This window comes from Verrucomicrobiia bacterium (genome assembly GCA_036405135.1).
Lineage (GTDB): Bacteria > Verrucomicrobiota > Verrucomicrobiia > Limisphaerales > JAEYXS01 > JAEYXS01.
In genome coordinates this window covers 127,974-145,645 of record DASWYF010000035.1, presented here as the reverse complement: position 1 = coordinate 145,645, position 17,672 = coordinate 127,974, and the positions used below count along the sequence as shown (strand labels likewise).

The 17,672-nt window shown below is 60.1% G+C and carries 9 protein-coding genes; 6 read left to right on the top strand and 3 right to left on the bottom strand.

The window, feature by feature from the left end; genetic code table 11:
- Positions 1-45: 45 nt before the first annotated feature.
- From VGH19_17180 to VGH19_17155, 6 genes are read left to right on the top strand one after another with little or no spacing between them, the layout of a single operon-like run.
- Positions 46-3,057: a DUF4132 domain-containing protein gene (locus VGH19_17180; GenBank protein HEY1173105.1), complete on the top strand. Its 3,012-nt coding sequence runs from the start codon at positions 46-48 to the stop codon at positions 3,055-3,057.
- Between the two features lie 7 nt (positions 3,058-3,064).
- Complete coding sequence (locus VGH19_17175; GenBank protein HEY1173104.1) at positions 3,065-5,713, top strand: DUF4132 domain-containing protein; 2,649 nt, start codon at positions 3,065-3,067, stop codon at positions 5,711-5,713.
- A 16-nt stretch (positions 5,714-5,729) separates the two neighbouring features.
- The gene (locus VGH19_17170; GenBank protein HEY1173103.1) at positions 5,730-6,881 is read left to right on the top strand and encodes an AAA family ATPase; all 1,152 of its coding nucleotides are present in this window, start codon (positions 5,730-5,732) and stop codon (positions 6,879-6,881) included.
- Complete coding sequence (locus VGH19_17165) at positions 6,866-9,355, top strand: DUF5682 family protein (GenBank protein ID HEY1173102.1); 2,490 nt, start codon at positions 6,866-6,868, stop codon at positions 9,353-9,355. The genes VGH19_17170 and VGH19_17165 overlap by 16 nt, the downstream gene beginning before the upstream one ends.
- On the top strand, positions 9,352-10,473 hold the full coding sequence (locus tag VGH19_17160) for a VWA domain-containing protein (GenBank protein ID HEY1173101.1): 1,122 nt from the start codon (positions 9,352-9,354) through the stop codon (positions 10,471-10,473). Before VGH19_17165 ends, VGH19_17160 begins: the two co-directional genes overlap by 4 nt.
- Positions 10,470-12,518 (top strand): hypothetical protein, encoded by a 2,049-nt coding sequence (locus VGH19_17155; protein ID HEY1173100.1) that lies wholly within the window; start codon positions 10,470-10,472, stop codon positions 12,516-12,518. Before VGH19_17160 ends, VGH19_17155 begins: the two co-directional genes overlap by 4 nt.
- A gap of 19 nt (positions 12,519-12,537) precedes the next feature.
- Here VGH19_17155 and VGH19_17150 read toward each other — a convergent pair whose 3' ends face one another.
- From VGH19_17150 to VGH19_17140, 3 genes are read right to left on the bottom strand one after another with little or no spacing between them, the layout of a single operon-like run.
- Complete coding sequence (locus tag VGH19_17150) at positions 12,538-13,491, bottom strand: RluA family pseudouridine synthase (protein HEY1173099.1); 954 nt, start codon at positions 13,489-13,491, stop codon at positions 12,538-12,540.
- A gap of 2 nt (positions 13,492-13,493) precedes the next feature.
- A complete protein-coding gene (gene lgt / locus VGH19_17145) occupies positions 13,494-14,309 on the bottom strand; it encodes a prolipoprotein diacylglyceryl transferase (GenBank protein ID HEY1173098.1) in 816 nt (271 codons plus the stop codon).
- 12 nt (positions 14,310-14,321) lie between these two features.
- Positions 14,322-17,264: a fused MFS/spermidine synthase gene (locus tag VGH19_17140; protein ID HEY1173097.1), complete on the bottom strand. Its 2,943-nt coding sequence runs from the start codon at positions 17,262-17,264 to the stop codon at positions 14,322-14,324.
- Positions 17,265-17,672: the final 408 nt, after the last annotated feature.

The following is a 17,672-nucleotide window of genomic DNA, read 5'->3' as shown; positions in this document are numbered from 1 at the left end:
AAAACAGAAATCGCATCACACAAAAGGCAGGAAGGTCTTTATCTTATGGCAGCGATCATCAAGGCATTGGATGAACTGGCAACCAAGGCGTGGCACAAGGAGTGGGCGAACCCGGCATGGAAACAATTCATTCTTTCAGGCGATGAATCCCACCTGAAGAAAATCCCGAAACTTGAGACCACAGCGTGGCTTCCCGGAGAACTTCTGCTTGCGCTTGGCCATCCGGCGACGCTCGATGAATCGGGCAAACGTTTTCTCACTGCCTGCCTGAAGCTTGATCACCCGGGCGCGATCGGCAGTTGGATCGGCCACGTCACCACCCACAACCCTGCCGATGCCGAGGTATTCCACCGGGCTCAAGCTGTGGCGGTTGAATTGGGCTGTCCCTCTAAACGGCTCGCCTCCGAACTTATCCGGCATGTCCGTCTGCTAGACCTGACAGACCGCTCCACCACCGCTGCCGGACGTCATCTGCTCCAGGTGGACGACGGCGTTCTGGAACATCTACTCAGGGATCACTGCACCAACGGTATTGATTCGTCGGTGATCGCACTGCTCTTTTCAACCCACGCACCGAACCGGTGGTTGCAACAGCTCGAACGATTGAAGACAGCCGATGTTTTCCCAGAGTTGCATTTCAATGTTTGGATCTGGCCGATGGAGCTCGCGCCATCGATGTTTCTTGAAGTCTCCGCCACTGCCTTTGAGAGACTGACTCTTTGGGATTCCCGTTTTGAGATCGGCAAACGGTTGCACACTGCCGCTCCGGAACGGTTCGTGGCCGCGATGGAAAAGCTGGCTGTCACCCAATTGGTGGCCGTTGATTCACGCAGACAGGTCAATCTAGGAGAACAATCCCGCCAATCGGGCGCATGGCTCGCCCGACATCGCGCCCGCGCCCAGTTCCCATTACTCCAGAGATACTTCGCCCTGGAACTCAGCGGTGCATGGCATATCCGTTTCCAAAGCGACTACAAGATCGAGAACCTGGAGATCGCCGTCCAAACCTTAGGACGCGATGCCATCCCTCTGCTGGATTCGTGTTTCGCCACCTCACAACCAGAAGTGCAATTGAAGGCACTGAAATTCTGGGCAGGAATCAAGTCCTCCGAAGACACCGAAGCAATCGCCAAGAACTTACGGATTCTGTTTGCCGAGGAGGACGGCTCGGTCTTGTCCCGGGCGGTTCGCTTGAGCGGAGACATCGCGCTCGAAGCGATGGAAAACGATCTCTGGCCCTTGCTGGCCCACAAATCAAAGCCGGTGCGCGAAGCGGCGGCCGTGACGCTGGCGAAACTGGGTGAATCCCGCCTGCCGAAGACCAAGGAATTGTGGGCGATTCGCCGGGCAGATGCGCGGATCGCAGCCGTGGCATGGTTAAAGGCGATCGGAACACCCGCGGCGGCAGCGGCGTTGAAGACGCGGTTAGATACTGAAGAGGATGACAACGTCCGGGACGCGATCCTGCTCGCGCTGGAAAAATTACAAGGCGGGACAGTGGCCCTGAGCCCGAAGGAGTTTGCGGAACGGATCCAAAAAACCCTCCAGAAGGTCAAGGATTCTCCGGTGCCATGGCTGGACCCAAAGAAGCTGCCCATGCCGCGTCTGCGCGACGGCTCGACCCTGCCGGTGGATTCGCTGCTGTATCTGCTGTACCGGCAATCACGCGTGAAGGAGATGCGCGCAGACATCGAGGCCAAGCCGCTCTACCAGCAGATCGATCGCAAGACCTCGGGGGACCTAGCCCTCGCGGTGGTACAAGCCTTCTTCGCCTCAAAAGGAGATGCGGATGACCGCTGGACGATGGCCTTCGCAGCGATCGTCGGCGATGACCGCCTCGTGCCCGTCCTCACCCGCCAGACCAAGGAATGGGCGGACAACATGCGGGGCAAGCTCGCCGAGTATGCCGTGCAATCCCTCGCCTTGATGGGTTCGGATTCCGCACTGCTTGCCGTGGACGCCATGGCCATCCGGTATCGCGCCAAGAACAAGAATATCGGCAAGGCGGCCAGCGAAGCGTTCGCCGAGGCGGCCCAGGCCCGAGGCCTGACCGTTGAGGAATTGGGCGATCTGGTCGTGCCCTGGCTGGGGTTCCCACCGGGACAGCCCCGACTCATCGCGACCGGGAAGGCGACCGTGGAGGTGCGCATCACCGAGGATTTCAAACTCGCCTTTCGCGATGTGGCGACGAACAAGAAGGTCGCCAAGCTGCCGGACAGCATCCCGGCGGAATTGAAGGCGGAGTTCAAGGAGATGACGGCCAGCCTGAAGGAAGCGGTGAAATCGCAGTTGCTGCGGATGGAGACCCTGATGGTGCGCCAATTCCGCTGGCCGATGAAACGCTGGCAGGAGCTTTACCTCCAGCATCCCCTGCTACTGCCCTTCGCACAAAGGCTCGTGTGGGCGACGTATGATGACACCGGCAAACTCACCGGCACGTTCCGCATCCTGGAGGATCATTCGGCGACAGACGCCCAGGATGAAGCGGTGAAGCTGCCCAACGGCGGCCAGGTGGGTGTGGTGCATCCGCTCGAACTCGACGCCGCACTGCGCCAGCAATGGATCACGCACCTGGCGGACTATGAGGTGGTCCCGCCCTTTGCGCAGATGGAACGGCCTGTCATCAAGGTCGCGACCGGCACAGAGAAAACCAAATTCGGCGATGAAGTGCTCAACACCAAACTGAACGGCATCACGTTCAAGGGCCGCGCCGAACGCCTTGGCTGGGCGCGCGGCTCCGTCTGCGATGCGGGTTGCATCAATTACTATCTGAAAAGTTTTCCGGCGACGGGCGTGGATGTGTTCGTGGAAACGGAAGGGATGTACGTGGGCATCGATATGTACTCAGAGATCACTCTCGGCAAGGTCTTCTTCGTGAAGCACGGCAGCGTGCAAATCGGCAGCTATGTTTATGACGAGCCCAGCGATGCAGACGACGCCCGCCTGCTAGCCTATCAGGACGTGCCCGTGATCGCCTTCTCGGAAGCGATGGGAGATCTCGCAAAGATCGCCGGAAAATCAACCTCAGCCGTCGAGGCGGACGATTCCACCAACTAAATGCATTATGGAAACATCATGCGAACTTTGCGAAACCCCGCTGGGACCGGAGACCGAAAAGGCTTGGGCCGAGCTTTTCCACCGACTCGCCCCCATCATCGCTGCCATTCCCCGACACTTTGAAGGGAAGCCGCTCAAGCAAGCGACGGCGGAAGATATCGTCCGGGGATTTCAGATGTTGCGCGGTGAAATCCAGGCGTTGCCGGTCTTTCCCTGCTACTTCTACCTGGGGCTTGATTCCCGGTGCAAAGCCCCCCTGTGCCTTTTCTGGGAGCGCGCCGAGTTGCGGCCTGTGCACCTGATGCGTTTTTTTGTCCTGACCGGAGCGCTGTATAGCAGCAGTTCTCAATTATGGTTTGAAGGCTCACTGGCCCAGACGCTCATCCCGCTTTTCCGGCGCACGCGACCCGATGTAGGATTGAAAGAATTGGGCGAGGGTCTGGCCGAGGCTGGGAGGCCCTCCGACCTGGTGGGGAAAGGAATGCTGGCAACTTTTCGTGACACGTCCCGGCCATTCGGGATGTCTGAGCGGCTGATCTGGCCATATTGGGCGAACCACCTCGACTTGCTGGTGGGGGCCTTGCAGCCGTCCTCCGGAGATTCCATCGATCGTTGGTATCAAAAGCGCAACCGGCAACGCGCCTTTCAAGCAGCGGCCGCTTTCCCGGTCCCACCCGCAGAACTGGTGCCGTTGTTATGGGATCTTGCACTGGGTCCCAAAAGTGAACGTGCAGCCTCCCAAAGTTGCCTGGAAAATCTGCCGGATAAAACGGCCCGTTTGATCGAAGCCTTGAAATCGGGCACAGCCGAGTCGCGCCAGGCAGCGGCCGACTGGCTGGGACGCTGCCAAGACCCGCAAGCCGTGCCCCCGTTGACGGCGGCGTTGAAGAAGGAGAAGAACGAACCCGCGAAGGGTGCGATGATGGGTGCGCTGGAACAGCTCGGAGTGGCCGTAGAACAATTCCTCGACCGCGATGGACTCTTAAAGGAGGCCCTGGCTGGTTTGAAGAAAGGGATTCCAGAAGCGTTGCAGTGGTTTCCATTTGCCCAGCTTCCGGCCGTGCACTGGGCCGACAACGGCCAGACGGTCGAGCCCGAGGTTTTGCAGTGGTGGCTGGTGCAGGGATTGAAACTCAAGAGCCCCGAACCCACCGCGTTATTGCGCACGTATTGTTCCAAGTTCAACCCCATGGAACGTGAGCGGCTGGGCCAGTTCGTCTTGGAAGCCTGGCTCGCGGAGGACGTCGCGCCCATTTCGCGGGAAAAGGCCGAAGAAGAGGCCCGTGAACAGGCAAAATCGTGGGCGCATTGGTGCCAGATGCCAGGCTGGAGCCAGGCCAAGAAAACCGAGGATGAATTCTTCGCCGAGTTTCTGCCCTCATTTCTCTCGCGACCCAAGGGATCGGCGGTGGCGAGCAAGGGAATCCTTGGGGTGGCGGGCGCGTGTGTTGGAGGCGCTGCGGTCCCCGTAGTCAACCGATACCTGAAGCAATGGTATGGCAACCGGGCCGCGCAATGCCGTGCCCTGCTCCAGATGCTCGCCTGGGTGGAACACAAGACCGCCACGCAATTGCTGCTCGCGGTCGGCAGCCGCTTCCGCACCAAGAGCATCCAGGAAGAGGCGGCGTTGCAGGTGCAACTGTTGGCCGAGCGCAAGAACTGGACGCTGGCCGAACTGGCGGATCGCACCATCCCCAGCGCCGGTCTGGAAGAAGATGGCGTGCTCACGCTCGATTTCGGTCCCCGCCAGTTCAAGGCGACCTTGAATGACGACCTGGAGTTTGTCCTCCACGATGGCGAGGGCAAAGTTTTGAAGGCATTGCCCGATCCTCGCCAGGATGATGATGAAGCCAAGTCCGCTGAAGCAAAAAAGGTTTTCTCCGCCGCGAAAAAGGAACTCAAGACAGTCCTCTCCATGCAGCGCGAACGGCTCTACGAGGCGATGTGCACGCAACGGGCGTGGCCCGTGGATGACTGGCAAACCTACCTGAACCGTCACCCGATCGCGCGGCATCTCTGCCAGCTCGCCGTGTGGTCCGCGACGCGGAATGACAACAAGACCGTGCTGTTCCGTCCGCTGCCAGACGGCTCCCTGACGGACCTGGAAGATGCGCCAGTCACATTGCAACCGGAGGACACCATCCGGCTGGCGCACGAATGCCACGTGACCCCCGCCCAATCCACCGGCTGGCGTGAGCATCTCAAGGACTACGACGTGGAACCGTTGTTTGAACAGTTCGGCCGCCCCGCATTCAGCTTGAAACAGGAGCAGGATGATGAGCTGGCTGATTTCCAAGGCCACCTGCTTGAAGCCTTCAAGTTGCGTGGTCGCGCTGGCAAGCTCGGTTACAACCGCGGCCAGACGCAGGATGGCGGCTGGTTTTACGACTACCGCAAACGTTTCCCCACGCTCGGACTGGAAGCCGTGCTGGAATTCAGCGGCAACAGCCTGCCCGAGGAGAACAACACCGTAGCCCTGAAGAGTTATTACTTTGAGCAGTTCTCGTCCGACGGCGAGACCGGCACGACGGGCTCCAAGGTCAGTTTTGGCTCCGTACCGCCCGTGTTACTGGGCGAATGCTGGAACGATCTCCGCCACATCGCCGCCGAGGGAAGCGGCTTCGATCCGGAATGGGAACAAAAAGTAAGACTTTAATTTTTGCACCGAACCCATGAGCAAACCTGAACCGAAACAACCCGGACCGCGCATGGTGCGGCCGCCCGCAGAGATCGTTTACGCGGAGGAACTGGCCGCGCTCGCCACCAGCGATACGGCCAAGCGTCCGGCAAACTGGAAACTGTCCCCGCGCGCCGTCCGTGATTTCATCGTGGGCGGCACCGCGCCGGTGACGCACACCTGGCAAGGGGGGAAGAAGAAAACGGTCATCACGCAGAAATTCTTCGGCGACGACGCACTGGTGGAGCGGTGCATTGTGACATTGCTCGGCAACCGGGGCCTGCTGCTCGTGGGCGAGCCAGGCACCGCGAAATCGATGCTGTCCGAACTGCTCTCCGCCGCCATCTCCGGGAATTCGCTGCTTACCATCCAAGGCACGGCGGGCACCACGGATGACCAGATCAAATATTCGTGGAATTACGCACTGCTGCTCGCCGAAGGCCCCACGCCCCGGGCGCTCGTCCCCTCTCCGCTCTACAGCGGCATGCGCGATGGCGCGCTGGTGCGGTTCGAGGAGATCACCCGCTGCCAGCCGGAGATCCAGGACACGCTGGTGAGCCTGCTCTCGGACAAATGCATCCAGGTGCCGGAATTGCCGGGCGAAAACGCCGTCCGCTTTGCCGAGAAGGGTTTCAACATCATCGCCACTGCGAACCTGCGGGACCGCGGCGTGCATGAGATGTCGAGCGCGTTGAAACGGCGCTTCAATTTCGAGACCGTCGCGCCGCTGGCGGACAAGGCCATGGAACTGCGGCTGGTGAAGGAGCAGACGGCGGCGTTGCTCGCGGAATCGGCCATCGAAGTCGAATGTCCGGCTGAAGTACTGGAGCTGCTGGTCACCACCTTCAATGATCTGCGGCACGGCCGCACGGAGGAAGGCACCGCCCTGGAGAAACCCTCGACCGTGATGTCCACCGCCGAGGCCGTGGCCGTGAGCCATTCGGCAGCGCTGGATGCGGCGTACTTCGGCAACGCGCGGCTGGAGAGCAGCCACGTCGCCCGCCAGTTGCTCGGCACCGTGCTCAAGGACAATCCCGACGACCTGAAAAAACTGAAACACTACTTCGACGTGGTGGTGAAGGCGCGGAGCAAAGGAAGCAAGACGTGGCAGGAGTTCTACGAGGCAAAGAAATGGTTGCGGGGCTGACCGCCGAGCCGGTCGCGGCACTGCTGCCGGGCTTGATCACGGAACGGGTGACGTATTTCCCGATCCGTCATCATAGTCCCGCGTGCGCGCATCACCTGGAGCGGCTCATCCGTGAGCGACGGCCGGATGCGATACTCGTCGAAGGCCCAGCCAGTTTCACCCCGTTGATCCCGCTCATCTTGCATCCCAAGACGAAGGCGCCTTTTGCGGTGTACACCAGCTTTGTGGAAGAACCGGAGGAGACGCCCGGCACCTCGCCCCTGGCACGACTGACCGGCCCGCCGCGTCATGCCGCCTACTATCCTTTCTGCGATTACTCGCCGGAACTGGTGGCGTTGCGCACCGGGGCACAGACTGGCGCGTCCTTGCGTTTCATCGATCTCGATTATCCGGGCCAGGTGCGGGCAGAGAAATCTACTGCGGAAAAGCAAGGGGCGCCGCGCGTGGAGTCGCTTCAGGAGGAACGGCACTTCAAGCGAAGCCGTTACCTGCAAGCTCTCGCCCGCCGCGCGGGGTGTCGCGATCACAACGATCTCTGGGATCACCTCTTCGAAACACGCATGGAAGGCGAGCTGGACCTGGACAAATTCATCCATGACGTCGCCGCATGGTGCTACTACGCGCGCGCGGATGCGTCGCCGCCCGAACTCGAGGCCGATGGCACGACCGCACGGGAAGCGGCCATGGCCGCGGCCATCCAGGAGGAACTGGAACAGGGACACCGTGTGCTCGTGGTGACCGGCGGCTTTCACACCGTCGCCCTGCCCGCACTGGTCGAAACCACGCGCACGCAGAAAACGCCCCCGCCCAAGTTTCCCGAAAGCGTCGTCTGCCTGATCCGTTACAGCTTCGAGCAGCTCGACGCGTTGAACGGCTATGCCGCTGGCATGCCTGCGCCTTACTATTACGACCAGATATGGCAGGCGGCGACCCGCGCCAAATCCAAGGGCGCCTACACCGATGTGGCTGCGAGATTTCTGGTGGAGCTGGGCCAGTTGACGCGGCAGAAGAAACTGGCGATCGCGCTGTCACCGGCGGACGAGATCGCAGCCTTGGAGCAATCATCGCGGCTCGCGGCATTGCGGGCGCATCCCGGTCCCACGCGCGAAGACCTGCTGGACGGCATCCGGAGCTGCTTCGTGAAAGGGGCGATGGATGCCGAGGGCGCAGTAGTGCTCGGCCTCGCGCGGCATGCGCTGGGCGGAACGAGGATCGGTGAAGTCCCGGCTGAAGCGGGCTCTCCGCCCATCGTCGGGGATTTTCATGCCACCGCGCTCAAGCTGCGGCTGAACATCCGCGAGACCGTGCGGCGCAAGACATCTTTGGACCTGTACCGGAAAGTGTCCCATCGTCAGACGAGCCGTTTCCTGCACAGTCTCGCATTTCTCAACGTGCCCTTTGGCACGCTCACAGCGGGGCCTGATTTCGTGAATGGCAGCGGGCTCGAACGGCTCTTCGAACACTGGAACTATCAGTGGTCGCCGCAAACGGAGAGCCATCTGATCGAGGCGGGCATCTTCGGAGCCACCGTCGAGGAAGCCGCCACGAACCGGCTCGCCCTCGCGATCGCTGAACTGGAGAAGAATGGTCAGGGCCGTTGCGCAGCCGAGGCGGTGAAGATGCTGATCCACGCGTGTCGCATGGGCCTGCACCGGCACACCGAACGCTTGCTCGGCCTGGTGCGAACGCAGATCGATGGCGACCCGGCGCTGGGTTCGCTCGTGGGTGCCTTAAACCAGCTCATACTGCTCTGGGAATCCCGCGAACCGCTGGAGGCGCATCGGCTGACGGAAGTGCCCTCACTGATCCAGACCGCCTATCAGCGCGCGTGTTATCTGCTGCACAATCTGGCAGTCACTCCGGCCGAGGCAGCCGAAGAGACGTTGAGCCAGGTGCTGGCCTTGCGCGATCTTTTGCATTCCAGGGTGGCAGAGCATCTGGGACTGGATGCCGGGCTCTGCTACGCACCATTGCGAAAAACGTTTCTCCAGCCTACGTGCCCGCCCCTCCTCAGTGGCGGGATGGCGGGTGTGTTGCATGGTGAAGGGCATCTGCCGGAGGATGGATTGATGCGGCTCCTCGCCGGCTCGCTTAACGCGGCCTCAAGCCAGCCAGGCGAACAGACGGCCTTCCTCACCGGCCTGTTGCGCGCCTGCCGCGAGCTCGCATGGCGCCAGCGTGAATTGATCGTGGCAGTGGAAAAACTTTTGTCGGCCTGGAGCGAGGAGGAGTTCGTCCAGCGCATCCCGCATCTGCGGATGGCCTTCGCCGAGCTGACGCCGGCAGAGACTGACCGCGTGGCGGGCGTGGTCGCGGAGGTCACCGGTGGTGAGCGAATCGATACCCGTCACACCTCAAACGAAACAGAGGCTGACCTCCTTATGGCCGTGCGCGTCAATGCGCTGGTGCAAAAGACCCTCGCTGACGACGGTCTCAGCGGATGGCTGGCGGAAACCCCGGAGGTGCCTTCATGAGCAACACACATACACGGTGGCGTCTCGTCCTCGGCCGGTTCGCGCAGAACCAGCTATCGGAGCCGCTCTCCGCCCGTGATGCGCGCATGGAGGCGGCGTTGGATTACCTGTATTCACGCGAATACAAAGGACGCGGCGTGCGTGACCGGCAGCAGGCCGGCTCGCTGGATCCTTCCCAGCTCACGGTCCCCGGATGGCTTGGCGAGGTGCGCGAGCTGTTCCCGCGCGAGGTAGTGGAGGTGATCGAGAAACATGCGCTCGACCGTTACGGGATGAAGGAGCTCCTGACCGATCCGCAGACGCTGGAGAAGCTCGAGCCGAACATGGACTTGCTGAAGACGCTCCTGACCTTCCGCGGCCACCTGCAGGGCGAGGTACTCGAAACGGCGCGCCGGATCATCCGCCAGGTGATCGAAGAGATCAAACGCAAGCTCGAGCCCGACGTACGCCGCGCCCTCGCCGGACGCATGAACCGCTGGCGGCACAGCCCGCAGAAAGCGGCGCAAAACTTCGACTGGCGCGACACGATCAAGCGCAACCTCAAGCACTATGACGCGAAACGCGGCCAGATCGTGCTACAAGACCCGCGCTTCTTCGCGCGCAACACCCGTCAGTTGCCCTGGCAGGTGATCCTCTGTGTGGACCAGAGCGGCAGCATGGCGGACTCCGTGATCCACAGCGCGGTGATGGCGGGCATCCTGGCCGGTCTGCCGCTCGTCCGTGTGCGGCTTGTGGTCTTCGACACGCAGGTGGTGGACCTGAGCGATCATGTGGACGACCCGGTGGAAGTCCTGATGAGTGTGCAACTGGGCGGCGGAACGAATATCGGCCAGGCGCTTCAATACTGTGAGTCGCTGGTAGAAAATCCGCATCGCACCGTGCTCGCCTTGGTGAGCGATTTCTGCGAAGGCGCCGCCCCCGCCGTGATGCTGGGCACCTGCCGCCGCCTGCGCGAGAGCGGCGTCAAGCTGATGGGTCTCGCCTCACTCGACCAGGGTGCCGCGCCGATCTATGACCATCACATGGCCGAGCGGCTGGCGGAAACCGGCATGGAGATCGCCGCGCTCACGCCCAAACATTTCGCCGCGTGGCTGGCCAAGGTCATCAATTCGCGATGATGAGCACCCTCGAATCCAAACTCCGCCGCCTCGCCGCCGCGCTCGACGCGACCGCGCTGGAAGCGTTGGCGAGCAAGGGCCTTCTGCGCCGGGCGCAAAAGGATCTCGAACGTCAGGTATCGCTGAGCGTGACGGGTGAAAAAGACGGGCGGCTCGAAGTCCAAGTGGAGCATTTCACGGTGCGGATACCAGAATCCGGTCCCGCCACCGCCACCTGTTCATGCCCGGCCTCCGGTGTCTGCCAGCACATCGTCACCGCTACGCTCTTCTTGCAGCGAGGCGTCGCGACAGCGGAGATGATTCCCAGTGAACCAGCTGCTGACGTGACCACATCAGAGCCTGCTCCCGAAACCGATCTTATGGCGCTCACACCAGAGATGGTGGAGCGTTGGGCGGGCAAGGCCGTGTTCCGTGCCGGACAGAAGCTCGCCGTTCTGTTCCCCGCCCAGGTCAGCCATGAACGCGGCTTGCGCGTGCATTTCCCGGCCTTGAACGCGGGCGTCCATCTCGTCAGCGGCGGAAATCTCGACGGCATGATCGTCGCTGGTGGAAAAGGCGATGGGCGTGACCTGATCGTCGCCGCCGTGATCGCTTTTCAACGCGCCCACGGCAAGGAATGGGTGTTGCCGACCGAGGCGGAATCGCCGTCTGCTTCCAGTGGAGCTCCGCGCACGCGCGCCGAGGTGCTCGGTTCGTGTCACGGCTTGCTGGCTGAGACCTTGGTCAATGGCCTTTCGCGCATCACGGATGCAAACCGGCAACGATGGCTGACGCTGGCCGTATCAGCGCTGGGCGTGAATCTGCCCCGTCTGGCGCTTTCGTTGCGGGGCATCGGAGATGAGGCCGCTTTGACAGTGGCCCGTGATGCACGGAGCGATCTGACCCGCCTGCTCGGTCGCCTGGCCCAAGCGCACGCGCTTTGCACCGCCTTGGAAAATGGCGGAGAAAATCCGCGGGCCGATCTGGTCGGGCTGCACCGCACCCGCTATGACGAGATCGGCCACGTGGACCTTTTGGGAGCAGCGGCCTGGCCATGGCGCACAGCCTCCGGCTATGAAGGTCTCACCATCCTGTTTTGGGATCCTTCTGCCAAGCAATGGAATTCCTGGAGCGAATCACGGCCCGCGCATCAGCTCGGTGATTTCAAACCGGCGGCGAGATTTACCCAGCCAGGTCCGTGGGAAGGAACCGAATCACCGCAACAACTGGCCCGTAGCGCCTTCCGACTGATGAATGCCCGGCGCAATCCTGCCAACCGGCTGTCCAGTTCCACCAAAAGCCGGGTCTTGGTGACCGGCGTGGCAGCACTCGAAAACCAGAGCCTGTTACCCGTCAAACAATGGTCTCATCTGGAGCAACAGTTCAAACACCGGGCGGCCATCGGTTTGAAGGAATCGAATCCGTTGGATTTTATCTTCGCGCTCAAACCAGCAACCTGGCGTGAACGTCATTTTGAAACTGTGGCCCAGCAGTTTTCCTGGGCCTTGGAAGATTCGCAGGGAGAGATGATGGCTCTCGAAATCCCCTACGATGAACTCAACCGGCCTGGCATCGAGTTTCTGGAAAGTATCGCGGCTGATTCCTTGCAAGGAGCAATGGTGATCGGGCGCATTCAGCATGGGCTTACGGGACTCGCCCTTTTTCCCTATACGTTCCATCTCGCCAACGGAAAAATTCTGCACCTCTATCTTGACCAGGCAAAAACAACCGCACTGGAGAAAAGTGAGGAAGTGGAGGAACCCACCGAGTTGTTCGGGATGGATGAGGAAATCGACAATCTCGAATCAGCCAGCCCCACCATCGCCCGCTTGCTGGCGGAGGTGGATGACGGTTTGCTCACCATGGCTGAATCCGGCCTGGGGGCATTGAACCACTTGCACCTGGAGAGAATCCGACAAACGGCCAGCCGCGTGGCGCGCATGGGGTTGACGCGCTTGAGCATCAGCTTGACCCAGTTCGCGCATCATCCGCAAAGCGATTCCCTGTTGCGGTGTGCTTATATCAGTCTGACCTGCCGGCGCGCCATGGCCCTCACCGCGAGTTGATCAGCCCGGACGTCACACGTCACTTCTGGATCTTCCGCAATACCGCGAGCGCCTGCTGAAAATCCTCCGGCCACGGCGCTTCACACTTCACCAATTTCTTCGTTTTCGGATGGGTGAACTCCAGTTTGCTCGCGTGCAACATCTGGCGCGGAGCCGCGTAGCCCGTCAATTCCTTCAGTTTGGCATTCTGTCGCTTGCCATACAGCTCGTCCCCAATCACCGGATGTCCCAGATACTGCATGTGCACGCGGATCTGGTGCGTCCTCCCCGTATGTAACGTATTCTCCACTAGAGTGGCTGCCTTCATGCGTTCCAGCACGCGATATGAAGTCCATGACTCCCGCCCATCGCCGTCATCGAGAGCGGCCATGCGCTTGCGATGTGTCGGGTGCCTTGCGATCGCCGCGCGTATCTCGCCACCATCCCGCGGGATCACACTGCACACCAGCGCGTGGTAAATCTTGTCGAGCGAACGGTTCTTGAACTGATCCTGCAGGCCGATGTGCGTCACATCATTCTTCGCCACCACAAGGCAACCGCTCGTATCCTTATCCAACCGGTGTACGATACCCGGCCTCGCCACGCCGCCGATGCCGCTCAACTGTCCCGCGCAATGATGCAGCAGTGCATTCACCAGCGTGTGCTCCTCATGACCATTCGATGGATGCACCACCAACCCCGGCGGTTTGTTCAACACGATCAGATCTGCATCCTCGAACAACACTTCCAGCGGGATATCCTCCGGTTTCGTCTCCATCGTGCGCGCTTCAGGCCAGCGGATATCGATCTTCTCCCCTGCTTTTGGGGCATGCGTCGTTTTCACTTTCGAGCCATCCACTTTGATGTCTCCTTCCTCGATGAGTTTCTGCAAATATCCTCGTGAAACCATCGGGAACTGTTCGCGCAAGAATACATCCAGCCGCTCCTTCGGCAGGGATTTCTCCACTACTATGCTCTCGGTCCGGTCCGCCATATCTACTTTTTATCTGCTGTCACCACGATTTCCCTGGCCGTCATCCCGTTCGTCTTTTGCCAGGCATACAGGAGGATGCCTGCGAGCAGAATCACTATGCTTACCTTGTGCGCCGGTGTCATCCAGCCTGCCGCATAATAGCTCTGTGGATAATCCCCACGGAACATCTCCACCGTGGAACGCACCACCGCATACCCCAGCAAATAAATGGCAAACACCTGTCCATCGAACTTCCGTTGCTTCCGGAACCACCACGCCAGCGCCAGATATAAAGCGAAGTTCAATAAGGATTCATAAATCTGAGTTGGATGGATGGGAATGGCCGCTTCACCCACCGGATGCGTTTCATGACCTACTGGGAATTTGATCGCCCACGGCAGGTCGCACGCCTTCCCATAGCAACATCCGTTCATCAAACATCCCAGTCGTCCGATTGCATGCCCCAACGCCACACTCGGCGCCAGCACATCGGCGAACTTCCACAACGGAATCTTGTTCAACCGGCAGAACAGCACACACGCCGCTGAAGCCCCGAACAATCCTCCATAGAACACCAATCCGCCCTGCCATACCGCGAACACATGCCAGAAAGGCTTTCCCTCGAAACTCTGCGGATACGAGACCACATAAACCAGCCGTGCACCGATGATCGTTCCGATGATCAGCCACGGTCCCACATCTGCCACCTTCTCCGGAGACACACCCACGAGCACTGCCCGTCTGCTCGCCGTCCATAAGGCCGCGATAAACCCCAGCGCCATCAGCGCCCCGTACCATGTCACCGTAAATCTTCCCGCTTGAAACAATATCTGGTCCACGATGCCTCCACCCTACTTCCCTTGTTGCGGATTCACAAGCAGCAGTGGCACTGCTGTTGCAGATTTTCCCGGAGCCGCCACTGCCACGATGCGTTTCAGATAGCGCATCTCCCGCGTTTCCTCCACATACTTCTCCAGTTCCAGTAACTGCTGCGCCCGGAGGAAATCGCGGTTCGCCAGCGCAGTCTTCACTGCCAGACAGAGGAAATGATCCGGTTTCCAACGCAAGCCTTCCCGGGTCGGCTTGGCTCCCAATTCATTGATCGTCTTCTCAATGATCTCCACATTCTCCCGCCATTTTTCCGGACTTGTCAGTATTTGAGCTTCAGCTGCTAGCATTATCTTGTGCTCTTGCGTCGCATCTGCTGGAAGATTCGGCAGACCTCCGTAGCCTTCATACGTTTGTAGTATGAACGGTATCGGACTGTGTTCAGCAAATACCGGCACCAGAGCTGCGTTATCCGCCCCTGCGATCCGCCGCTTCAAGTAACTCGTAAGCACCGGGTTTACCGAATAATCATCCTGGAATATCCCTTTAAGATCAGCCGCCGTCAGCTCTCTTAAAATCCGTTGTTTTTCCGCAGTTGCGAGCGAGCTTTGCCAGGTCCGTTCATCGAACTGCAAAAACTTCTCCGCCCGATGTCCCAGGAAAAAAGCTCTTGGCGCCTCGTACTCCAGCACTGGAAACGCGTCAGACTGGATCGCCGTCCCATCGGGGATGGCAAACGCAGTCCGACCGGAAGCCATCTGGCGCAAGAAAACATGCTCCGGCTTCGCAAGCCCGATCCTCGCGAAATCCTCCCGCACCAGCGGTCGTTCCATCACCTTGCTTACTTGCGATAGAGACATCGTCCACGGCTTGGTGGAGCCGATCATGATGAAATCACCCTGTCCCGGATCCCATATCTCCATATAAGGGAATACGGAAGAAAACGTCTTCGTCACCAGATCCACCACGCCATCATGCATCTCATACACGTGGAACCACTGCACCACTACGCCATTTTCCTTCAATTGACTGGCCGCCAATTCGTAGAACTCCCGGCTGAACACACTGCCCACACCGGCAAGCCATGGATTCGATGGTTCACACACGATCACATCGTAACTCCTCTTCCCCAGCTTTAGCACTGTGCGCGCATCCTCAAAGACCACCTTCACCCTTTGATCCTTCATCACCCCACGATTCCATTTCTCGAAAAATGCTGCGGATTCCACGACCGGTTTGCAGTTCTCCGCCACCACGATCTCCTTCAAAGGATGAGCCAGTGCTGCTCCCGCCGAGATACCGCTGCCCAGGCCAAAAATGAACATGCTCTCTGCTTCCGGCCGTGCGAAAAGGCCCAGATGTCCGAGCAGCAACTGCGTGGAAAGATCCACATGACTGGAAGCGTCCGTTTTGCCATTGATGCGCAGGGATATCCGGTCCTCACCCTCGCGCTTTACCCTTTCCACGGAGACGGTTGCGTCTGGAGCATCTTTGTAAAAAACGATTTTCACCTCCTCCTTCCTTCTTGGCAGGTACTCGTAGTCCACCTCAGTCTCACGCAACCTGAACACGCCCGAGCTCATGACATGCCGCCAGGACTCACCGCCCGTCACCAACGTGAACAGCAGGAACCCTCCCACCGCGCACGAACCCATGAACGCCCCCTGCAACCGGTGCTTCGATGCTACCACCGCCCCCCCCACGCTTAGGGCGATCGCCAACAGGCAGAACGCCGCCCTCACCCCAAACACCGGCATCAGCACAAAACCCGTCACCAACACCCCCACCACCGCCCCCACCGTGTTCCATGTCAGCAACCTCCCCACATGCTCCGCCAGCCCGCTCATCCCCCCCTTCACCGACCGGATCCACAACGGCAGCACCGCTCCCAACATCGCCGCCGGAACTCCCAGCACCACGATCGCTATCATCACATTCAACAGCAGTTGCAGCTGATACCCTGTCGCCGTCCTCGCCACCGCCGTCCGCAACTCCCGATACACGTTCACCATCGCCTCCGCGTTCCAGATGAACATCCCGATCCACAGCGCCGCTCCCAACAGCAAGATGATCGTCGTCAACTCACGCCTCACCCACTGCCGCTTCGGCGACGCGATCATACCCGCTCCAAATCCTATCCCCAAGATGAACGCCACCAGCACCAGCGCAAACGATTGCAACGACGCCCCAAACACCAGCACCAATGACCTCGCTGCCAACACCTCCAAACCCATCGACACTCCCCCGGTCAACATCACCAGCCCGATCGCCAGTTTCAACTGCTTCGCCGTCGACTCATCCAGCGGTGTGCTTGGGACAGCTTCTGTCTGCTTCGTCTCCGCGACCGCTTCCGCTTTCCCCCGACGCGATAGAACCACCGCTGCTCCACCCACCACCAGGTTCACCAGTGCCGCCGCCTGCAGCGTCGCCACCATCCCCAACGCCTGCACCAGAAAGAAACCTGCCACCAGCGACCCCGTCACCGCTCCCAGGCTGTTGATCGAGTAAAACCTCGCCGACACACGGCTCGCATCCGTCTCATTCCTCTGCAACCACGCCGCCACCAGCGGCAACGTACCCCCCATCAGCACCGTCGGGATGATCAACAGCCCCGTCGCCACCACTCCCTTCCACACCAGCAGCAGGAATTCCTGCTCCAGCATCCCCGCACCCACACCCACAAACACCTTGTCCGCCAGCTTATGCAGAAAATCGAAGAAAAACGCATACACACCTATCCCCATCTCCACATACCCATACGCTCCCAACGGCTGCTTCAGCAGATCCGCCCGGCGACCGAATATCCTGTTCCCCAGCGCCAACCCGCCCATGAACACCGCCAGCACCACCGTCTGCGCATAGATCGTGCTCCCGAAGATCAGCGCCAAATACTTCGACCACACCACCTCATACACCAGCGCCGTGGCGCCCGAGCAAAAGAACAGCAGCAGGATTAAAATTGGCATAAACGCGAACCAGCAACTTTGTTGCCGCGCGCGAAGTTTCCGCCACGCCACAACCGGATGACAAGCGTATAAAGAAGCGTTGCGATAGTTACCGGACATGCTCGACCACCAAAAACTAAGATATGAAACGAGAGGCTCCACCTCCCTCGCCCCTTGTGGGAAGCCGAACTTCGGCAGGGGAGAGGGCTGGGGGTGAGGGGTGCCCCCAAAGAACGTCATGCTGCTGAACCAGCCATTTGCAGCGCTTTTGCAATTTCTCGCATGGGTGGAAAAAGGAGGGGGCCCTCCGGCCCCCGCTCCGCCACGTAGGAAGCTCCGAAGGAGCAGCAGCGAAGTGATACCGATGTAACCCTCACCCCTACCTTTGTCAACCACCACATCACCCATTAGTCCCATCGACCTATACGC